The sequence below is a fragment of the Bradyrhizobium macuxiense genome, from assembly GCF_007993935.1.
In the GTDB taxonomy this organism is placed as follows: Bacteria; Pseudomonadota; Alphaproteobacteria; order Rhizobiales; family Xanthobacteraceae; genus Bradyrhizobium; species Bradyrhizobium macuxiense_A.
Window position 1 is genome coordinate 243,372 of the sequence record NZ_VITY01000009.1, and the last position, 20,200, is coordinate 263,571.

The following is a 20,200-nucleotide window of genomic DNA, read 5'->3' on the forward strand; positions in this document are numbered from 1 at the left end:
GGTTCGATATGTCGATGCAGACGGGATTGGCGACCTCGACCACGCAACTGCGGACCTACGCGCCCGCGACCGATGTCAGCGTGGCAGCGCCGGCGCCGCGGCTCGAGATCGCGCGTGCAGCGCCGGTCACGGCCCACCGTAACCCGCGCACCGAGCCGGGTCCGATCCGCCTCATCATCATCGCGCTGGCGATCACCTTCCTCAGCGTGTTCGTCGTGCTGCCGCTGGTCGTCGTGTTCGCGTCGGCGTTCTCGAAAGGCGTCGTCGCTTATTTCGCGGCGCTGGCGGAGCCCGAAGCGCTCGCCGCGATCAAGCTGACGCTCCTGATTGCCGCGATCTCGGTCACGCTCAACCTTGTGTTCGGCGTGGTCGCGGCCTGGGCGATCTCGAAGTTCGAGTTCGCCGGCAAGACCTTCCTGATCACGCTGATCGACCTGCCGTTCTCGGTCTCGCCCGTGATCTCGGGCCTGGTCTTCGTGCTGCTGTTCGGCGCGCAGGGCTATTTCGGGCCGTGGCTGCAGGCGCACGACGTCCACATCCTGTTCGCGGTGCCCGGCATCGCGCTGGCGACGATCTTCGTCACCTTCCCCTTCGTGGCGCGCGCGCTGATCCCGCTGATGCAGGAGCAGGGCACCCAGGAGGAGGAGGCCGCGATCTCGCTCGGCGCGTCCGGCCTGCAGACCTTCTTTCGCGTCACGCTGCCCAACATCAAATGGGGCCTGCTCTACGGCGTCCTGCTCTGCAATGCGCGCGCGATGGGCGAGTTCGGCGCGGTATCAGTCGTCTCCGGCCACATCCGCGGCGAGACCAACACGATGCCGCTGCTGGTCGAGATTCTCTACAACGAATACCAGTTCGTCGCGTCGTTCGCGATCGCGTCGCTGCTCGCGATGCTGGCGCTGATCACGCTGGTGGCGAAGACCGTTCTCGAGCGGCGGCTCGACGAGGCAGAGGTGCCTGATGGCGATTGAAGTCAAGAATATCGTAAAGCGGTTCGGCAGCTTTGCCGCACTCGACAATGTCGATCTCAAGGTCGCCGACGGCGAGCTGCTGGCGCTGCTTGGGCCCTCCGGCTCCGGCAAGACGACGCTGCTGCGGATCATCGCAGGCCTCGACTGGCCCGACTCGGGCGAGGTCGCGATCGACGGCGAGAACGCGCTCTCGCGTGGCGCCAGCGAACGTCAGGTCGGCTTCGTGTTCCAGCACTACGCGCTGTTCCGGCACATGACGGTGTTCGAGAACGTCGCCTTCGGCCTGCGCGTGCAGCCGCGCGCGATCCGCAAGGACGAGGCCACGATCCGTGCCCGCGTCAAGAACCTGCTCGATCTGGTGCAGCTCGATTGGCTCGCCAACCGCTATCCCAGCCAGCTCTCCGGCGGCCAGCGGCAGCGCATCGCGCTGGCGCGTGCGCTTGCGATCGAGCCGCGCATCCTGCTGCTCGACGAGCCGTTCGGCGCGCTCGATGCCAAGGTGCGCAAGGAGCTGCGGCAATGGCTGCGCTCGCTGCACAACGAGATCCACGTCACCTCGATCTTCGTCACCCATGACCAGGAGGAGGCGCTCGAAGTCGCCAACCGCGTCGTGGTGATGGACAAGGGCAAGATCGAGCAGATCGGTTCGCCCGGCGAGGTCTATGACAATCCGGCGACCGCCTTCGTGCACGGCTTCATCGGCGAATCCATCGTGCTGCCGGTCGATGTCGCGGGCGATGCCGTGCGGCTGGACGGCCGTCCGCTCAACATCCCGGCGCTGGGCGCGGCATCCGGCGCGGCCAAGCTGTTCGTCCGCCGCCACGACATGGCGGTCGGCCCGGCTGGAACCGGCGCCCTGGAAGGCGCCATCCGGCATGTCCGCTCGTTCGGTCCGATCCAGCGCGCCGAGGTCGCCCTGGCGGGGAGCGAGGGCAAGACCGTGATCGAGATCGACGCCCCCCGCGACCGCGAGCTGCAGGCCGGCGAAATCGTCTCGCTGCAGCCCCGCCGCTACCGGATCTTTGCCGCGCAAGATTAGCCCTGTAGCCCGGATGAAGCGCAGCGAAATCCGGGACTTCGTGCTGGTGATCAACCGGCCCCGGATTACGCTCCGCTCCATCCGGGCTACGGCCTCCGGACATCGATGGCGTTTGCTGGCCAAAAGTTAGCCCCTGTTCACCATTCAGCCACGGTTGGTATGCAACAACGGCCGGCCAACCTTGGGGGTTTTCACCTGTGAAACGGACGACGGTCGCCCTGTTCGGGCTGCTGGTGCTTGCCGGCTGCGGCACGGACACCAAAATCCCGGAAGAACCGGCCATGTATCTCAACATGGCTCAGCCCGGCGCCGTGCTGGACAGCCAGGCCGCCGCGATCATGTTTTCGCAGTACCGCCAGAACAATGGCCTCGGCACCGTGGTGGTCGATCCGGACCTGACCAGGCTCGCCGAGCAGCAGTCGCAGGCGATGGCCGCCCGCAACAAGATGGACCATGACGTGAAGGCCCCGCTCGGCAAGCGGCTGGAAGCCGGCGGCTACCCGGCGACGGTAGCGGTCGAGAACATCTCGGCGGGCTATCACACGCTGGCGGAGGCGTTCTCGGGCTGGCGCGATTCTCCGCCGCACAAGGCCAACATGCTCAAGAGCGGTGTCACAAAAATGGGCATTGCGGCCGTTTACGCTCCCAACACCAAGTACAAGGTGTTCTGGACGCTCATTCTGGCGGCAACCTAATTTCGATAAATTCCGCGTGATCTAACCCCTCTATCTCGCTGATTGACGGCGCGGCGAACAGCCGCCACCGTGCTGCTCGAGAGCATGATCCGAAAAGCGGACGCCGCTTTCGGGAAAGACTGTGCTCAGGCATTCAGGTTGGATCGGGATGTGATCGCATCACGATCGGTGTTGGTTTCGAACCGAACGGTTACGAATGGATACTTCGGATTCCGCGCCGGCCTCGACGCCCGCGCAAGCGCAGCGGGTGCTGGTCCTTCAGGGCGGCGGCGCGCTCGGCTCCTACCAGGCCGGCGCCTTTCAGGCGCTCTGTCACGCCGGCTTCGAGCCGGAATGGATCGCCGGCATCTCGATCGGCGCCATCAATGCCGCGATCATCGCCGGCAACGAGCCGGACAAGCGCGTGCCGCGGCTGAAGGAATTCTGGGAGATGGTGTCGGCGCCGGTGCCGTGGAATCCGGTCTCCAAGCATGAGCGCGCCCGCTCGCTGTTCAACGAGACCTCTGCCGCCATCATCGCGACCTTCGGCGTGCCCGGCTTCTTCACGCCGCGGATTCCGCCGGCGCCGCTGTGGCCGCCCGGCAGCTCGCAATCGCTGAGCTATTACGACACCGCGCCGCTGAAGAAGACGCTGGAGCGCCTCGTCGATTTCGATCGCATCAACGATCTGAAGACGCGCCTGTCGGTCGGCGCGGTCGGCGTCACCTCGGGCAATTTCTGCTATTTCGACAATTACGAGTTCAAGAAGCGCGGCAAGAAAATCGGCCCCGAGCACATCATGGCCTCGGGCGCACTGCCGCCGGGCTTTCCCGCCGTCGTGATCGAGGGCGAGCATTACTGGGACGGCGGCATCGCCTCCAACACGCCGCTCGACTTCGTGCTCGACGAGGAGACCAGCCGCGACCTCCTGATCTTCCAGGTCGACCTGTTCAGCGCGCGCGGGCCGTTGCCGGAGACGCTGCTGGAGGCCGCCGAGCGCGAGAAGGACATTCGCTATTCCAGCCGGACGCGGATGAACACCGACAAGAACAGGCAGATCCACAACGCCCGCATGGCGGTGCGCGACCTGATCGGCAAGCTGCCTGACTATTTGAAGAACGATCCGTCGGTCGAATTGCTGCGCAAGGCCTCGAAGGAGAACACCGTCACGGTGGTTCACCTGATCTACAAGAGCAAGAACTACGAGAGCTCGTCGAAGGACTACGACTTCTCCCATGTCGCGATGGTCGAGCACTGGGGCGCGGGCGTCCGCGACGTGCATTTGTCGATGCGTCACAAAGAATGGCTAGAACGGCCTCAGTCCGGGGAAACCATGGTGACATACGATCTCACGGGGGACGAACCCACGCCCCCTGAATCGAGCCCCCCGCAAGCAAAATAGGAGCGACCGATAATGGGTACGTTGACAGGCAAGACCGCCGTTGTGACCGGCTCGACCAGCGGCATCGGATTGGCGTATGCACGCGCCTTCGCAGGCGCCGGCGCCAATATCGTCCTCAATGGCATGGGCGTTCCGGCCGACATCGAGAAGGAACGCTCCGGCATCGAGACCGATTTCAAGGTCAAGGCCGTGCATTCGCCGGCCGACATGACCAAGCCGGCCGAGATCGCCGACATGATCGCGCTCGGTGAGAAGACCTTCGGTTCGGTCGATATCCTGGTCAATAATGCCGGCATCCAGTTCGTGTCGCCGATCGAGGAATTCCCGCCGGAGAAGTGGGAGGCGATCATCGCGATCAACCTGTCGTCGGCGTTCTACGGCATCCGCGCCGCGGTGCCCGGCATGAAGAAGCGCGGATGGGGCCGCATCATCAACACCGCCTCGGCGCATTCGCTGGTCGCCTCGCCGTTCAAGTCGGCCTACGTCTCGGCCAAGCACGGCATCGCCGGACTCACCAAGACCGCGGCGCTGGAGCTCGCGCAGTTCAAGATCACCTGCAACTGCATCTCGCCGGGCTATGTCTGGACGCCGCTGGTCGAGCACCAGATTCCGGAGACCATGAAGGCGCGCAACATGACCAAGGAGCAGGTCATCAAGGACGTGCTGCTGGCCGCCCAGCCGACCAAGGAATTCGTGACCTCGGAGCAGGTCGCAGCGCTCGCGCTGTTCCTGTGCGGCGACGACGCCGCGCAGATCACCGGCGCCAACCTCTCGATCGACGGCGGCTGGACCGCGGAGTAATTCTCGCGGGATTTGTCGGTGAAGGGCCGGCCCTGATTCGATCAGGGCCGGCTTTTGCGTTCTATGTCTGGCCAGCAGGGGCTCATTTCTCGTCCACTTCAAACCCTCGGGCCAAGGCGTCTTTGCGAAGCTCATCGCGGAGCATGGTGAGGTAGCGCTCCAGCGCAGGGACGTCGGGGCGATAATGAGGATTGAATTTCCTATTGAGCAGGTCGGCCAACGCGCGCTGAGTCTTGTCGTCGGCCAGCGTCACAATCTCGCGGACGAGAGCTGCGGCAACGGGAGAGTAGATGTCGGCTTTGCCGAACACGATATCGGTGTACGGATGATCGCCTGGCTTGCCGTTAGGCATCCGACCCGCTCTCTTTCTCGGATTTCTGCGTCGCCGCCACCAGCCGCTTCATGCTCTCCAGGATGTCAACCTCATCCGCGCTCGGGTCGGCATCGGGTTCGACTTCGATGGACGTGATCGCGGCCTCAGATATCTGCAACTCAATTTCGGAAGCGACGTGCTGGTGGCCCCGCAATGCGTTTTCGATCGCGTTCGCCATCAACACGAATTCGTCCTGCGCCGCCTTCGGCCAGGATAGGACGCGATCAAACAGGTCCTTCAGCTCGTCGGCGGTCATGCGGCAATCGTATACCGCCGCGTCCGGTGGAATGCTACGGCGCCGCCCGGGCCTTTTCGAACGCCAGCAGCGAGGTCGAGGCGGCTGGACCGCCTTTCGCCTTGCTCAGTGAGAAGATGTTCATCTTTCTCGGAGCATGCTGGCGCCTCCACCGAGCCACCTTCAGCAATTTGCCGCGAGGACCGATGACAGGCCGTGGGCCTTCGGAGGATTTGGGTCCGGCGGCGCAGCGAGGTCTCGAACTCCTGCGCGAGTGCTGGCCGATCGAAGCACGTTCCCTTGCGGACGGGACCAAGGCCGTGGTTTTCCTCTGTCCGGTCGCGCGGACCGTGAATGATGGCGCGCTGCCAGAGGCGGGGACGATCTGGACCTGCGCTTTCGCGTTTCGCCCCGACGGCGCGCCTGCGTTTGCCCAGCTCGAGCACGAGCTGGCGGACACGGTTTCGGACACGGTCGTGCTGGCCGCGTTGGACAAGAAGGACGGTCAGGATCCCTTGTCGAGCGGACTGCGGTTCGCCGGCCTGCAGGAGCGGCCCGAAAATTGGGACGGATACAAGGAGCTTTGGCGCCCGGCTTACGATGATCTCACCTTGCAGGACGCATTTGCCCGCTGGCTTCGACAGCGGCTGGGGGACGCGCTGCCCTTGCCCGATGCGAAGCGCGCCGCCGCGTCGCATCTTGGGTCGTCTCCGCTTCGAGAGCTGCTCGACCGGTTCGAAGCCGGACCGGCCAGGGCGTTTCTGGATCAGCAGGATTGGTACGACGCCCAGGGCTGGCTGGCACTCAACGGCGCGGACAATCGCGGCACTCCTGCGCTTGAGCTTTGCCGCGCGTGGCCGGTTTTCGCGGATGCCATCATCCGCCATGCCGCGCGTTCGGGCTTCCCTCCAGATGAGCCGCTTGGTGCCGCGGATGTGGCAAGTGCGGTCTTGACCAACGGCAAGCGCCCGTTCTTTGCATCCTCAATAAGACATGCGCCAGCCGACCTGGCTCCTGTGATCGAGCGTATGCGCGGGCTCGACATCGACACCTTCGCGCCATTCCCCAACAAAAGTATCACGACTCAGTACGAGACTCTCTCCTTCGTCGCTGCCCTGCCGCCCGCATGGTGTCCGCTTGGCAGCTCCGACTGGGGTCGCGTGGCTCAGGTCAGCAGTGATCTTCTCGGGCTCATTGAGCATCATGCGTCGCCCGCGATCGTGCTGGCGCAGAGCTGCGGCGGGCGCTGGGCCGAATGGATTGAGCGCGTCTTGCACGCGGCGCGGCCGCCAGGATCGTCGCTGTTGGGCTCAGGAATGATCGCAGTCAACGATGCGCACACTGCGTTCGGACAGCAGGTCGCTTTCCCGCTCATGGTGCGCCCGACCGGCGGCGGAGCTTACGCCGGACGCTTCTCGCCATTGACCGAAGCATACCAGACAGCCCGTCGCGTGGTGTTTGCGGGATTGCCAGCCGAGACGGTGTTCGAACGCGCGGCGCATTGGCACGAGCAGAGCGAGAGCATGGAAGCGGAGCTTGCAGGGTTGTCCGCGGGAACGGCTAGCAACGATTCCTGGCCCGCAGCGATCCCAAGCGCGGTCATCCGCGTCGACGAGGTGGACATCGAGGTGCTTCCACTGACCTCGCGGGCCATGCTGCTCGACGAAGCGAAGGCCGGGTTCGACGCCCAAGGGGTTGCGGGTCTGAAGCATCGGATGGCTGCAAAGCGTTATGTCGAGAGCTGTCTCAGCGGTACCGGGCGCATTGTCTCATTGCGTCGCCGCGACGCTGCCGGAGCCATCGTGCGACTGTCCACGGCGAAGGTCGCGTTCGAGTTTGGCGGGGCTGGAGAGCCCGGGGCGCCGCTGTATGTCCGCATCCATCGCGGCCGCGATGCAGGTGCGCCTCCCGCCGAGGCGGTGCAGGCGATCGAGACGTATCTCGCCCAATTGAGCGGGCCCGATCCGATGCTTCACGTGGATCTCGCGGCGTATCGTGGGCGCCCGGGTTCCCGATCTGTCGACACCATGTGCGGCTACGACGCGGCCATCGATGCCAACATCGAGGTCGCGCTGCGACTCTGGGAAGAATATTTGCCGGAGCGATTGCGCGGCTTGTCTCTCGATGCGTTTGCGACCGCACTTGGCATCTCAGAGCTGAGGCGCGAAGGGCCCGCGTAGAAGCGCAGGCCGCGCACCCTAAGCTACGCCGCCCGCCGCTTCCCGAATGCCAGCACGTGCAGGCCGAGGCGCGAGCGCACCACGTAGAACAACAGGATGGTCTCGAAGATAAGTGACAGCGAGGTCGAGGCTGCCGCACCCATGCCGCCGTAGCGCGGCACCAGCGTCATGCAAAGCCCGACATTCATCAGGAACGACACCGCATAGGCGGTGGCGCAGATGCTCTGATGGCCGAGCATGTTCAACAGGCGCTCCACCGGCCCGATCGCCGAGCGCACCACGAGCCCGATCGCGGCGACGAACATGATGCTGTAGCCGTCGACGAATTTCGGGCCGAACAGCCACAGCAGCGGCTTGCCGAACGCGAGCAGGGCGATGGTTGCGAGCAGCGAGGGCCAGAACGTCCAGCTGATCGCATGCGCGACATAGGCCGACAGCCGGTCCTTGTCGCCGAGCGCATTGTACTCGGCGAAGCGATGCGCGGTCGTCGCCGCCATCGCGTAGTGCACGAACGACACCAGCGCCAGCGTTTTGACCACGGCGAAATAGATGCCGACCTCCTCGGAGGAGCGGAATTGCTGCAGCATCAGCACGTCGGTGTAGCCGAGCAGGAGATAGAAGCTCTCGACCAGCATGATCGGCAGCGAGATCGCGAACCAGCCTTTGACGTCGTAGGTCTTCTCGCCCGGCCCGAGATGGGCTTTGAGGCGGCGGTTCAGCACGATCATCTGGCCGATCGCCGCGATGTAGACCGCCGCGGAGCTCGCGATCATTGCAGCGGTGGCGCCGAGATTGAGGCCGAGCGCCAGCGCGCCGGCGGTGAGCGCGATGATCAGCCCCTGCCGCACGATGAACTGCGGCATCAGGCCGAGCTGCATCCAGTCGTGCGCGCGCGAGATGCCGTCCTGGGTGTTGGCGACCACGAAGGGCGGCAAGGTCAGACAGCCGATATAGAGCGGCACCACCGCGTTGGGATCGATCCAGGGCGAGGCGAGGTGGATCACGCCGGCGAGCAGCAGCGCCACGGTGCTGGAGGCAGCAAGCACCACCCAGCGGCCGCCGGAGAGGAAGCCGCGCAGCGCGGCGAGGTCGCCGCGCGCGCGATATTCCGGGATGATCTTCTGCGAGGACGGCGCGATGCCGAAATCCATCGTGCTGCCGAGCAGCAGCACCCAGGTCCAGACATAGACATAGATGCCGTAGTCCGAGCCGCTCATCCAGCGCGCGAGCAGGATCTGCGCGAGATAGGCGATCGCGGCGCTGATGACGCGGATGATGAAGATCATGCCGGCGAGGCGCTTGGTGACCGACGCCTCCTTGGTGCCGCCGAGCAGCCGCGCAACGAGGCCGCGCAGGCGTGCGACCGGGCCCGATGGCGCAGAGGTTGCGGCAGAGGATTCGGCAGAGGATCCGGATTGTGTCTCCATCACAGCCAAGGCGGAAATTTCCTGAAACGCCGCGAGGCGGCAATGGCCCCCGATCTATCAACGAATCGTTAAGATTGGGTTGGGTGACGGATGCTCAGGCGTCGTCCCGGCGCAGGCCGGGACCCATAACCACCGGGAACCGTTAGTACGCACAGCTAGTCCCGCAGCGTGCCTCGAACCACGGCCGCGGAGTATGGGTCCCGGCCTGCGCCGGGATGACGCCGGGGCATCAGTTCAAACGCCGCGGCGTCAGTTCAAATTGATATTGAATTCGTAGCTCTTGTCGCCGCCGACCAGGGTCAGCTTGAGCGCGGCACCGTCCGCCTTGGCGCCGGGCGGCAGGCCATCGAGCTCGAACGAGAAGCGCTTCACGCCCTGCGGTGCGTGCTCGACCAGCTTGGGCACCGGCAGCGCCCAGTCCGGCGTCGGCCCCTCGACGAACAGGCTGAGGTCCTTGCTCTCCGGCGCGGTGACATCGACCAGCACGTTGTTGCCGTCGCGCTTGACGTCGCGGATCGTGAACGGGGCGGGATCGCCGATATTGGCGGGCTTCGGCACCGCGTTGAGCGCTTCCGACAGCGCAGCGTCCTCGGTCGAGGCGACGCTCGCGAACGCAAGCTCGGCCTTCGCCTCCACCGGCACGCACAGCTTCTCGCACACCGCATAACTGATGTCGGCGCGCAGCACCAAGGGCTTGTCCGGATTCTTCGCGACGATGCGCAGCGGCAGCACCACCTGGTGCTTGTAGCCGAGCGAGGTGCCGCCGGCGCCGTCGTCGAACCGGCGCGGCGCCGGCCACATCACCGTGACCGCATCGACATTGTCCGACTTGGAGAAATCGAACCGCGGCGGCACGCCGGAATCGCCCGGCGTCCTCCAGTAGGTTTTCCAGCCGTCCTGCAACTGGAAAGCGATGCCGCCGAGCAGCACCGCGCCGCTGCGCGATCCCGCCAGCAACCGCACCGCGGAATGGGTGTCCTGCTGCCACGGCGAGGCGTCGTCGGCGCGAACCTCCGCGGCTGCGGATGCGACGGAAATCAAGGCGGCAACGCCAAATGCGGCACGCATGGGAACTGTGACGATCATGAGACGTCTTTACCTGCAACTTTGGTTGCAAACCATTGAATTGCTTGTGATGCATCGCCGCACTGCGGCCGATGGTTGATTGACAGAACCGCCACCCAATATCAGGATGCCAAATCAGCAGGAAAGGCCTTTGCGGATGAGCCCTGAAGGCAAGACAGGCAAGACTCGCAAGACCGCCGCCGGTAGAAGCCCGGCCGTCGGTCCCCACGCCACCGATGATGGCTATCTCGATGGCCAGATGCTGATCGCGATGCCTGTCATGAACGACCCGCGCTTCGAGCGCTCCGTGATCTACATGTGCGCGCATTCGTCGGAAGGCGCGATGGGCATCATCGTCAATCGCCCGGCCGGCAGCATCGATTTCCCGGGGCTCTTGGTGCAGCTCGACATCATCGAGAAGTCGGACCAGATCCAGCTGCCCGAAAATGCCGAGATGATGAAGGTGATGAAGGGCGGCCCGGTCGACACCGGCCGCGGCTTCGTGCTGCATTCCAGCGACTTCTACATCCAGGACGCGACGCTGAACATCGACGACGGCATCTCGCTGACCGCGACCGTCGACATCCTCAAGGCGATCGCCAAGGGCGCCGGGCCCAAGCACGCGATCCTCGCGCTCGGCTATGCCGGCTGGGCGCCGGGCCAGCTCGAGAACGAGATCCAGCACAATGGCTGGCTGCACTGCGACGCCGATCCCGAGCTGATCTTCGGCACCGACGTCGACGAGAAATACGCCCGCGCCCTGCGCAAGATCGGCATCGAGGCCGGCATGCTGTCGAACGACGCCGGGCACGCGTAGCAGATCGAGCTAGCTACCTCCCCAACGTCGTCCCGGCGAAAGCCGGGACCCATAACCACAGGGTGTGGTTGCGGTGCTGCGCTGGGGCCACAGCATCGTGCAATCATGTGCAGTTGTGGTAATGGGTCCCGGCTTTCGCCGGGACGACGGCGGTGGGTGTGGCTTACTCCGCCGCTTCCTGCGCCACCGTCGGCTGGGTGCCGGCAACCGTGGCGCGGCGCATGTCGCGGGGCTGCGACTGGTCGTAGCGGCGGACGCGGTGCACGGTCTGGCGGTTGTCCCACATCACGAGGTCATGCAGCGTCCATTTGTGCACATAGACGAATTCCGGTTGCGTCGCGTGCTCGGTGAGGTCGCGCAGCAGGAGCCGCGCCTCCGGCATGCTCATGCCCCTGATGGCGCCGGCATGCGATGACAGATACAGCGACTTGCGGCCGTGGACCGGATGGGTGCGCACCAGGCGCTGCAGCACCGGCTTGAACATCTGCTTCTCTTCCTCGGTGTAGTCGAGGAAGCCGAGCGAGCCGCGCGAATACATCAGCGAGTGCTCGCAGATCATGTCCTCGATCTCGACCTTGGTCTCGTCGTCGAGCGCGTCATAGGCCGCGCGCATGTCGGCGAATTCGGTGTTGCCGCCCTTCGGGTTGACGACACGCGCCGACAGCAGCGAGAATTTCGCCGGGATCGGCCGGAACGAGCTGTCGGAGTGCCACAGGCAGTTGCCGAGATTGAACAGATGGGTGCGGTGATCCTTCGGCAGCGGCTTGCCGTCCTTGCCGAGGTTGCCGACATCGTTGAGCCCGGAGGAGAGGCGGTAGTCCTCCCTCTTCGTCACGGTGCCGCCGCGCGAGTGCTCGCGCTCGCCGAAGTTCAGCGCGAACGCCATCTGCTGCTCGTCGTTAATGGCTTGGCCGTGGAAGACGAGCACGGCGTATTTGTCCATGCCGGCCTCGATGTCGGTCGCTTCCTGCTTCGTCAGCGGCTTGCGCAGATCGACGCCGGAGACCTCGCCGACGAAATGCTTGTGAAGCTGCCGGATCAGGACCGTCATGGCGTATCTCCCCGTATCTTGCGGGCGGTTTTCCCGCTTCGTTTGACGCGAAGGCTACTCCCGACGCGCGCGCTGTCAACGCTTCACGGCCGAGCAGGAAGCGAATGCGGGTCAGGCATTCCGCGCCATCAACCCGCCGTCGACCGGGATCACGGCGCCGGTCAGGAACGATGCCGCGGGCAGGCACAGGCTGAGCGTCATGTGCGCGACCTCCTCCGGATCGCCATAGCGCGCGAGCGCGGTGCGGCGCTTGGCGTAGATCGTCTTGTGCTCCTCGGAGATGCGATCGGTAATCCCGGTGCGGATCGGGCCCGGGCAGATGCAGTTGACGGTGATGCCTTCGCGCCCCAGTTCCACCGCGAGCGAGCGGGTCAGGCTGGTGACGCCGCCCTTAGCCGCGGAGTAGGGGCTGTGCAGCCCTGTTGCACCCAGCGCTTCGGTCGAGGCGATGTTGACTATACGCGGCGAGCGCGACTTGCGCAGATACGGCAGTGCGGCGCGGATGATGCGCGGATGCGCCGTCAGCATCACGGCGATGCCCTTGGCCCAGGCATCCTCGTAGCCGGGATCGTCGATCGGCACCCGCACCGAGATGCCGGCATTGTTGACGATGATGTCGAGCCCGCCGAAATGCGCGGCGACGTCGTTGACGACCCTGGTGATGGCGTCGCGATCGCTGACGTCGAGCGTCCAGGCCTTGGCCGAGCCGCCGCTTGCCGAGATTTCCTTCGCCACCGCCTGCGTGCCGTCTTCGGTCAGGTCGGTGACCGCGACATTGGCGCCTTCATCGGCGAACACGCGCGCAGTGGCGTGGCCCATGCCGCTGGCGGCGCCGGTGACGAGAACGGTGAGGCCCTTCACCGAACGGCTGAGCTGCTTGTATTCGGACATGACGGACCTCCCGGTGATTTTTTTGCGCGTTGTGCGATCTGCAACGCTGGCACCGATCGAGAGAGACGTCAAACCGGTGATCCCTGATCGGCACGCGCGCAGCGCGTTAACGCAAGTTTTGCGGGGGCTTTTGCGTTGGCTTTTCGCAAAGGATCGTGCTCAATCAAGAAAACAGCACGAGAGAGGAACGCCATGAACGAGCTCGATTTCGGCAGCAAGCAGGTACTGGTGGTCGGCGGCTCCAGCGGCATCGGCAACGGCATCGCGCAGGCCTTCCGCGCCAGGGGCGCGCGCGTTGCCGTGTACGGCACCCGCGCGCAGGCGAGCGACTATTCGAAAGAGGAAGGCTCGCATCTCGACGGCCTTGCCTATGCGCAGCTCGACGTCTCTGATCCGCAGGCGATCGAACGCCTCACCCCGGCGTTCGATCGGCTCGACGTGCTGGTGCTGGCGCAGGGCGCAGTGATTTACCGCCGCGGGGAATTCGAGATGGAGGGCTTCCGCAAGGTGCTCGAAGTCAACCTGATGAGCCTGATGGCCTGCGCCACCAAATTCCACGCGATGCTCAGCGCGAGCCAAGGATCGCTGATCATCGTGAGCTCGACCGCGGCGTATCATTCCACCATGGGCAATCCGGCCTACAACGCCTCGAAGACCGGCGCCGTCGGGCTGACGCGCACGCTCGGCGAGGCCTGGGCGGAGAACGGCATCCGCGTCAACGGCATCGCGCCGGGTCTCGTCGACACCAAGATGACCAAGGCGACGACGGCGAATCCAAAGCGACTCGAAGGCGCGCTGGAGCGTATTCCGCTGAAGCGTCTCGGCACGCCCGCCGACATGGCCGGCGCCGCACTGTTCCTGGCCTCGCCGCTTGCGTCCTACATCGTCGGACAGACCATCGTCGTCGACGGCGGGCTGATCCTGTAGGCATAGGAACCTGCGCGCGGCTGCCCGGTTAGCTCCCTGACAGGTTCAAGGAGCAGTCGTGATGGACAAGGATCGGATTTTCGGAACGGCGAAGGAGTTCGCGGGCAAGGCTGAAGGCGCCGTCGGCGATGCGACCAGTGATGCGCAGACGCAGGCCTCGGGCCGCGCGCGCGAAGCCGCCGGCACCGTGCAGGATCTCTACGGACAGGCCAAGGATGCCGCGCGCGACGCCGCCGACAGCGCAGTCAACTACGCCAAGGATACCTTCAAGGACGCCTATGAGCATCGTGGCGAAACCATCCGCGGCGGACAGAAGGCGGTGGCGAGATCGGTGCAGGACAATCCGCTCGGCGCGCTCCTGATCGCCGGCGGCATCGGCTTTGCGCTGGCGCTGTTGATGACGCGCCAGCCGCGCCGCCCGCCGCCGTCACGCTGGCGCTATTACGGCTGAGATATCTCACCCACCGTCATTGCGAGGAGCGAAGCGACGAAGCAATCCATCTATCCGCGCGGGCGGATAGGTGGATTGCTTCGCTTCGCTCGCAATGACGTGGATATAGCGTCGATTGATCAGAAGTGCGCCGCTTACTGCCAGGGATTCCCCGGCCCTGTGGCCCGCTGTCCGACATTGCGCGGCGGACGTGGCGGCGCGACCAGCGGGCGCTGCTGCGGCGCGCCGAAGCCGAAGAAGTCGCGCAGCCAGGGTTGCGTCTGCGGCTGCTGCTGTTGTGGCTGGGCCTGGGCCGGACGGAACACACGCTTCTGCGGCTTCGGCGCGGTAATGATCGAACCGTCGGGCGCGATCGCCGTGGTCGAGGGCGGCGGATTCGCAGGTCCCCCCGCCGCCGGTGCAGCCGGCGTCACCGCGGCAACCGGCACGTCGCCCTTGGCCTGCTCGCGCCCGATCTCGCGGCGCGGCCAGGCGAAATCATCGGCGCGGCCGGCGGGCGGCGCCAGCGCCTCGCCCTTCACCAGCGTGCGTGCGGCGAGCGCATCGACGGCGGCAGGCCGCGAGCCGGGGCCGCCGAGCAATTGATCGGTGCCGACCGTGGAGGCGACCAGCGGCAGCACGGGGCCGGCCAGCGGCCGCGGCGCCGGCTTGCCGGGCTCGGTGCTGGTCTCGGGCGTTGCCGGTTCGCTCGGCAGCGCGATCGGGCCGCTTCGCACCGCGAGCAGGCGGGTCACCTCGCGCTCGACATAGTGGGCGAGCTTGCGCGCGCCGGCCTTGGTGAAGAACACGCCGTCATCGGAGCGTAGCTTGCGCGGCTGGCCTTCGAAGTCCGGGCCCTTCTGCATGAAGCGGCCGGCCTCGTCGACAAAGCCGTCCCAGACGTCGACATAGGTGATGCCGGCCTTGCCGGCGCCGTCGCGATAGAGCGCGTCGAGGAACAGCATGTCCGACGTGCCCTTCTGGCCGCGGATCGCGGGCAGGCCGACCCACAGCACCGGCACGCCCTTGCTCTTCAGCACGTTGATCAGCTCTTCGATCTTCTTGCCGTAGAGCTCGACCCAGCGGTCGTCGCGGAATTCGTAGAGGCCGTTGGGCGAGCGCGCGGTCTTTTCCGGCGCGGCCTGCGAGTCGCTCTCGGCGTCGTCGGCCGGCGGCTCGGTCTCGGCTGGCTTGTTGTCGGCCTTGTTATCGGTCTTGCCGTCGGTTTTGGCGGCGGCATCGGGCTTGTCGCCAGGCTTTGCATCCGGCTTGCCGCGCGCGTCCTTTTTCTCGTCCTTCTTGTCGACCTTCTTCTCCACCACCGGTTCGCGGATCGCGATGCGGTCGTTGAGGCCGAGCATCACGACGATGGCGTCGGGGTTCTCGGTGGCGAGAATGCCCCTGGCGGCCGCCGCCCAATCCGCCGGGTCGCCCTTGGGCTGGTAGCGGATCAGGCCGGACACCGTCTTGTGCTTGCGGATCACGCCCATGTCGGGCTGGTCGGAATAGGCATCCTCCAGGCCATAGGCGAGCCAGTCGGCCATCGCGTCGCCGATCACGAGCACGTTGCGCTCGGCCGCGGCTTCGCGCTTGGGCGGCGGCGGCGCCCGCGAGAAATCCTCGCGCGGCCGCTGCGGCTGCGATTGCGGCTGTTGCTGCTGGAACGGTGCGAAGAAATCACCGCCGAACCAGCCGCCGCCACCGCCGTGCTGCGGCGGAGCGCGACGCTGCGGTTGCGGCTGTCCGCCGCCGAAACCCGGGAAGCCGAAGAACTGCGCCGAGGCCGGCTGTGCAATGCCGATCAACAGTGCAAGCGCCACCGCCAGCGCGACCAGCGGCCCGGCTTCGGTGAATACGCGCAGGAAGGACTTCGGCTCTCGCATCGGGTTCGGTCGCAAATGATCTGGAAGTACGTGAGCATATTAGCGGAATCGGGCCGCAAGCGGGCAGCTTTTCCACCATAAATCGGGTGCCTCCGGCCGCCGTCAAGCCGGACGCCAAATATCGGATTTCACGGTTACTTTTGGGGGAGGGGCCTATCGCCCAGGCCCGTAGCCCGGATGGAGCGAAGCGTAATCCGGGAACAGACCAATCGGCCGGCAAGAACCCCGGATTTCGCTGCGCTTCATCCGGGCTACCTGTGGCCGTCGGCTACCGCCCGCGCAGCCGCTCGAGCACCTCTGCGGTGGCAAAACCGTCCGCCGGGGCGCCGATCGAGACCTGGAAGCCGCGCAGCGCCTCGCGGGTCTGGCCGCCGAACTGGCCGTCGGGCGTGCCCTTGTAGAAGCCGCGCTGGGCCAGCAGCTGCTGCAGTTCCAGCCGTTCGGCGCGCGACAGCACCCGCTCCTGGCGCGGCCAGGGCTGCACGAACGGCGCCCCGCCGCGCAGCCGATCGGCGAAATGGCCGATCGCGAGCGCATAGGCCTCGGCCGGGTTGTACTTCATGATCACCCGGAAGTTCTGCAGCATCAGGAAGCCCGGACCCTCGGCGCCCGCCGGCGCCAGCAGATAGGCCTTGTCGGACGGCCGCGGGAACGGCTGTCCGCCCGGCCGCTTGACGCCGAGCTGCTCCCATTGCGACAGCGGCATCACCTTGGCGCGGTCGGCCAACATGTAGTTCAGGCCTTGCGGCAGCACGACCTCGTAGCCCCAGCTCGCGCCGGTCTGCCAGCCGTCCTTCTTCAGATTGTTGGCGGTCGAGGCGATCAAGTCGCTCGGATTGTCGACGACGTCGCGGCGGCCGTCGCCATCGCCGTCGACGGCGTAGCGCTTGAACGCGGTCGGCATGAACTGGGTCGGGCCGAACGCGCCGGCCCAGGAGCCGCGCATCTGTTCGGGCCCGAGATCGCCACGGTTGAGGATTTCCAGCGCCGAGAGGAATTCATCCTTGAAGTAGGCTTGGCGGCGCCCGATGCAGGCAAGCGTCGCGGTCGACTGCACCACGCTGCGATCGCCCATCTGGGTCGAGTAGCTCGACTCGATGCCCCAGATCGCCGCGATGATATAGCGATCGACGCCATAGGCCTTCTCGGTCGCGTCGAACTGCGGCTTGTATTTCGCAAGGATCTCGCGGCCCTTGGCGAGCCGCGTGTCGCTGACCAGAATGTCGAGATAGTCCCAGATCGCCTTGGTGAACTCCGGCTGCGAATCCAGGAGGTCCATGATGCGCAGATCGGGTTGCAGGCCCGCGGTGAAGCGCTCGAAATTCTGCTGCGTGATGTTGCGCCGTGCGGCATCTGGCCACATCGCGGCGACGCAGTTCGGGAAGTCGGATGCGGCCTGGCGGATCGCGGCTGCGGTCATCAATGGATGGCCGGAGGCGCCGTCCTCGCCACTCCAGGGCGGCGCTGCGCCGTCCTGCCCGGTCGCGGCCTGCGGCGGGGTCGCGTTCGGTCCGGAAAAGATGCTGTCGATCAGGTTGGTCAGGCCGTTGCCCGCCGATTGAGCCTGCGTGCTGCCGGGCAGCAGCAGCGCCAGCGCAATCAGGCTCGCGCTGAAAAGCCTGGTCCGTGATGTTCCCATCGAGCGCATTTGTCGTGTGCCTGTCAAAAAACGTGCTGTTCCAGAAGGACCCGGGACGGTTTCCAATAACTTAACATAGGCGAGATTTCGTCGTGGCCCGCATTGGCTGACCGGAACGGCGGAATTAAGCCGCACCACACATCCGCCTTTGTTGGCGGCTGCAAAACGAGGTACCAAGGTGCGATTCATTTCGCGCCATCGTCCCACCCATTTCAAGGGCTCCCGATAATCCCATGAAGATCCGCAAAGCCGTCTTTCCCGTCGCCGGTCTCGGTACCCGCGTGCTGCCTGCCACCAAGGCGATGCCGAAGGAGATGCTGACGATCGTCGACAAGCCCTTGATCCAGTACGTGGTCGACGAAGCGAGGGAAGCCGGCATCGAGCACTTCGTGTTCGTCACCGGCCGCAACAAGGGCGTCATCGAGGATCACTTCGACCGCATGTTCGAGCTCGACACCACGCTCGCGCAACGCGGCAAGAAGACCGAGCAGGACATCCTGGCGCAGAACCAGCCGGAGGCCGGCGCGATGAGCTTCACCCGGCAGCAGGCGCCGCTCGGCCTCGGCCACGCGGTGTGGTGCGCGCGCGACATCGTCGGCAACGAGCCGTTCGCGGTGGTGCTGCCGGATGAGCTGGTGCTGAACACGCCGGGTTGCCTGAAGCAGATGATCGACGCCGCCAACAAGCTGGGCGAGAAGTCGAACGTGATCGCGGTCGAGGCAGTGCCCGACGAGCTCACCCATCAATACGGCATCTGCGGCGTCGGCAAACGCACCGGCAACATCTTCGAGGTCGACGGCATGGTCGAGAAGCCGCCGAAAGGCACCGCGCCATCGAACCTGTCGATCACCGGCCGCTACATCCTGCAGCCGGAGATCTTCAACATCCTGGCGACGCAGGAGCGCGGCGCCGGCGGCGAGATCCAGCTCACCGACGCGATGATCGGGCTCGCCAAGACGCAGAAGTTCTACGGCGTCGAGTTCGAGGGCGAGCGCCACGATTGCGGCTCCAAGCCCGGCTTCCTCCGCGCCAACATCGCCTTCGGTCTCAAACGCCCCGAACTGCGTGAAGGCCTGATCGCCGAGATGAAGAAGTATCTGGAGAAGTAGGGGGGCTCGTGCGGCGGATTACGCCTCCGGCTAATCCGCCCTACGGACTCACAGAGCTCGCAACAAACTCGGTGTCGTCCCTGCGAAAGCAGGGACCCATAACCACGAGTGGTTATTGGTGAGTGACGCTGGAATGACGAGTCCTGTTCGCAACATCCGCCGCGGAGTGTGGGTCCCTGCTTTCGCAGGGACGACAGCTGTGAATGTGGCTCGGTTGGTGTGTCCAATGCGGACGACACCCACCCCGCAGCGCAATCGCAATCACCCAGCCTTCCTTCGCCCCGCACGCTTCGTGTCCTTCGCGCCACCTTCCTTCGGCGTGCGCAACTCACGCGCAGCGAGCGAGACGACTTCGGCGATCTGTTGGAGCTGCGAGGCGAGCGGAGAGGTCTTGCGCCAGACCATGCCGATGGTGCGCGAGGGCTGCGGATGCTTGAAGCGCGACACCGTGACAGGGGCGGAGCGCGTCTCCACCGTCACCGCCATCTCGGGGATCAGGGTGACACCGATGCCGGCGCCGACCATCTGCACCAGCGTCGACAGCGAGCTTGCATCCAGCACCTCGCGCGGCGGCGAGGACTGCATGTTGCAGAACGACAGCGCCTGGTCGCGGAAGCAGTGGCCTTCCTCGAGCAGCAACAGCCGCATCTCGCGCAGCATCTCGGCGCTCGGCACCGGCGTCTTGGCATCCTCGCCCGGCCGCACCAGCAGGAAGTTCTCCGAGAACAGCGCGACCTCGGTCAGCGACGGTTCCGACACCGGCAGCGCCACGATCGCGGTGTCGAGCCGGCCCTCGGCGACCTCCTTGATCAGCTTCGGCGTCAGCGTCTCGCGGACATGGATGTCGAGCTCGGGATGCAGCCGCGCCAGGGTCTCGATCACCTTCGGCAGCAGATAGGGCGCAATCGTCGGGATCATGCCGACGCGCAGCCGTCCGGCGAGCTTGTCGCGCGAGGCGCGCGCGAAGTCGCCGAGCTCGTCGACCGAGCGCAGGATGTCGCGCACGCGATGCAGCAGTTCCTCGCCGAACGCCGTCAGCGTGACCTGGCGCGCGCTGCGTTCGATCAGGACGCCGCCGACCGCCTGTTCCATCTCGCGAATCTGCATCGACAGCGCCGGCTGCGACACCGCGCAGGCATCCGCGGCGCGCCCGAAATGCCCGTGCCGCGCCAGCGCATCGAAATACCTCAGTTGCCGGAGTGTGACATTTATCATCAGATTATCTTATTGCCGCGATCATTAAAGTCAATTTCACCTGATGGATTGGGGCGCGTAGAATCGTTTTT

19 protein-coding genes are annotated in these 20,200 nt (G+C 65.5%); 10 read left to right on the forward strand and 9 right to left on the reverse strand.

Features of this window, described 5'->3' with window-relative positions; genetic code table 11:
- Nucleotides 1-8: 8 nt before the first annotated feature.
- The 5 genes from cysW (at nt 9) to FBZ93_RS24270 (ending at nt 4,887) form a co-directional block, all read left to right on the forward strand.
- Entirely contained in the window at nt 9-971 is a 963-nt protein-coding gene (cysW, locus tag FBZ93_RS24250; protein WP_433995437.1) for a sulfate ABC transporter permease subunit CysW, read from the forward strand.
- Nucleotides 961-2,010, forward strand: a complete 1,050-nt coding sequence (locus FBZ93_RS24255) for a sulfate/molybdate ABC transporter ATP-binding protein (RefSeq protein ID WP_146989118.1) — start codon at nt 961-963, stop codon at nt 2,008-2,010. The genes cysW and FBZ93_RS24255 overlap by 11 nt, the downstream gene beginning before the upstream one ends.
- Nucleotides 2,011-2,207: 197 nt before the next feature.
- The gene (locus FBZ93_RS24260; RefSeq protein WP_076860877.1) at nt 2,208-2,705 is read left to right on the forward strand and encodes a CAP domain-containing protein; all 498 of its coding nucleotides are present in this window, start codon (nt 2,208-2,210) and stop codon (nt 2,703-2,705) included.
- A 196-nt stretch (nt 2,706-2,901) separates the two neighbouring features.
- Nucleotides 2,902-4,086 carry a DUF3734 domain-containing protein gene (locus tag FBZ93_RS24265; protein WP_146989120.1) on the forward strand — a complete coding sequence of 395 codons (1,185 nt, stop codon included), beginning with the start codon at nt 2,902-2,904 and terminating at the stop codon, nt 4,084-4,086.
- Nucleotides 4,087-4,098: 12 nt separating this feature from the next.
- On the forward strand, nt 4,099-4,887 hold the full coding sequence (locus FBZ93_RS24270; RefSeq protein WP_021076374.1) for a 3-hydroxybutyrate dehydrogenase: 789 nt from the start codon (nt 4,099-4,101) through the stop codon (nt 4,885-4,887).
- An 82-nt stretch (nt 4,888-4,969) separates the two neighbouring features.
- Here the strand turns inward: FBZ93_RS24270 and FBZ93_RS24275 are convergent, their stop codons facing one another.
- Both FBZ93_RS24275 and FBZ93_RS24280 read right to left on the reverse strand, forming a co-directional pair.
- Complete coding sequence (locus FBZ93_RS24275) at nt 4,970-5,239, reverse strand: hypothetical protein (RefSeq protein ID WP_146989121.1); 270 nt, start codon at nt 5,237-5,239, stop codon at nt 4,970-4,972.
- A complete protein-coding gene (locus FBZ93_RS24280; protein ID WP_146989123.1) occupies nt 5,232-5,516 on the reverse strand; it encodes a hypothetical protein in 285 nt (94 codons plus the stop codon). Before FBZ93_RS24280 ends, FBZ93_RS24275 begins: the two co-directional genes overlap by 8 nt.
- 299 nt (nt 5,517-5,815) lie before the next feature.
- Here FBZ93_RS24280 and FBZ93_RS24285 point away from each other — a divergent pair, with 299 nt between their 5' ends.
- A complete protein-coding gene (locus tag FBZ93_RS24285) occupies nt 5,816-7,675 on the forward strand; it encodes a hypothetical protein (RefSeq protein ID WP_146989125.1) in 1,860 nt (619 codons plus the stop codon).
- Between the two features lie 23 nt (nt 7,676-7,698).
- On the opposite strand, the gene FBZ93_RS24290 is transcribed toward FBZ93_RS24285, so the two are convergent.
- Both FBZ93_RS24290 and FBZ93_RS24295 read right to left on the reverse strand, forming a co-directional pair.
- A complete protein-coding gene (locus tag FBZ93_RS24290; protein ID WP_146989417.1) occupies nt 7,699-9,102 on the reverse strand; it encodes a flippase in 1,404 nt (467 codons plus the stop codon).
- A gap of 249 nt (nt 9,103-9,351) precedes the next feature.
- On the reverse strand, nt 9,352-10,188 hold the full coding sequence (locus FBZ93_RS24295; RefSeq protein WP_146989127.1) for a protein-disulfide reductase DsbD domain-containing protein: 837 nt from the start codon (nt 10,186-10,188) through the stop codon (nt 9,352-9,354).
- Between the two features lie 136 nt (nt 10,189-10,324).
- Here FBZ93_RS24295 and FBZ93_RS24300 point away from each other — a divergent pair, with 136 nt between their 5' ends.
- Nucleotides 10,325-10,984, forward strand: a complete 660-nt coding sequence (locus FBZ93_RS24300) for a YqgE/AlgH family protein (protein WP_146989129.1) — start codon at nt 10,325-10,327, stop codon at nt 10,982-10,984.
- 163 nt (nt 10,985-11,147) lie between these two features.
- Here FBZ93_RS24300 and FBZ93_RS24305 read toward each other — a convergent pair whose 3' ends face one another.
- Together FBZ93_RS24305 and FBZ93_RS24310 are read right to left on the reverse strand one after the other, a co-directional pair.
- Nucleotides 11,148-12,035 carry a TauD/TfdA dioxygenase family protein gene (locus FBZ93_RS24305; protein ID WP_146989130.1) on the reverse strand — a complete coding sequence of 296 codons (888 nt, stop codon included), beginning with the start codon at nt 12,033-12,035 and terminating at the stop codon, nt 11,148-11,150.
- Between the two features lie 111 nt (nt 12,036-12,146).
- A complete protein-coding gene (locus tag FBZ93_RS24310) occupies nt 12,147-12,926 on the reverse strand; it encodes an SDR family NAD(P)-dependent oxidoreductase (RefSeq protein ID WP_167529194.1) in 780 nt (259 codons plus the stop codon).
- Nucleotides 12,927-13,118: 192 nt separating this feature from the next.
- Between FBZ93_RS24310 and FBZ93_RS24315 the strand changes: the two genes are divergently transcribed.
- Nucleotides 13,119-13,853 carry an SDR family NAD(P)-dependent oxidoreductase gene (locus tag FBZ93_RS24315; protein ID WP_146989132.1) on the forward strand — a complete coding sequence of 245 codons (735 nt, stop codon included), beginning with the start codon at nt 13,119-13,121 and terminating at the stop codon, nt 13,851-13,853.
- Between the two features lie 61 nt (nt 13,854-13,914).
- On the forward strand, nt 13,915-14,304 hold the full coding sequence (locus FBZ93_RS24320) for a CsbD family protein (protein ID WP_146989134.1): 390 nt from the start codon (nt 13,915-13,917) through the stop codon (nt 14,302-14,304).
- Between the two features lie 134 nt (nt 14,305-14,438).
- Here the strand turns inward: FBZ93_RS24320 and FBZ93_RS24325 are convergent, their stop codons facing one another.
- Together FBZ93_RS24325 and FBZ93_RS24330 are read right to left on the reverse strand one after the other, a co-directional pair.
- Nucleotides 14,439-16,166 carry an SGNH/GDSL hydrolase family protein gene (locus tag FBZ93_RS24325; RefSeq protein WP_146989136.1) on the reverse strand — a complete coding sequence of 576 codons (1,728 nt, stop codon included), beginning with the start codon at nt 16,164-16,166 and terminating at the stop codon, nt 14,439-14,441.
- Between the two features lie 268 nt (nt 16,167-16,434).
- Nucleotides 16,435-17,814, reverse strand: a complete 1,380-nt coding sequence (locus tag FBZ93_RS24330; protein WP_146989138.1) for a lytic murein transglycosylase — start codon at nt 17,812-17,814, stop codon at nt 16,435-16,437.
- Nucleotides 17,815-18,038: 224 nt separating this feature from the next.
- Between FBZ93_RS24330 and galU the strand changes: the two genes are divergently transcribed.
- Nucleotides 18,039-18,914, forward strand: a complete 876-nt coding sequence (gene galU, locus FBZ93_RS24335; RefSeq protein WP_146989140.1) for a UTP--glucose-1-phosphate uridylyltransferase GalU — start codon at nt 18,039-18,041, stop codon at nt 18,912-18,914.
- A gap of 261 nt (nt 18,915-19,175) precedes the next feature.
- On the opposite strand, the gene FBZ93_RS24340 is transcribed toward galU, so the two are convergent.
- Complete coding sequence (locus FBZ93_RS24340) at nt 19,176-20,129, reverse strand: hydrogen peroxide-inducible genes activator (RefSeq protein WP_146989142.1); 954 nt, start codon at nt 20,127-20,129, stop codon at nt 19,176-19,178.
- Between the last annotated feature and the right edge of the window lie 71 nt (nt 20,130-20,200).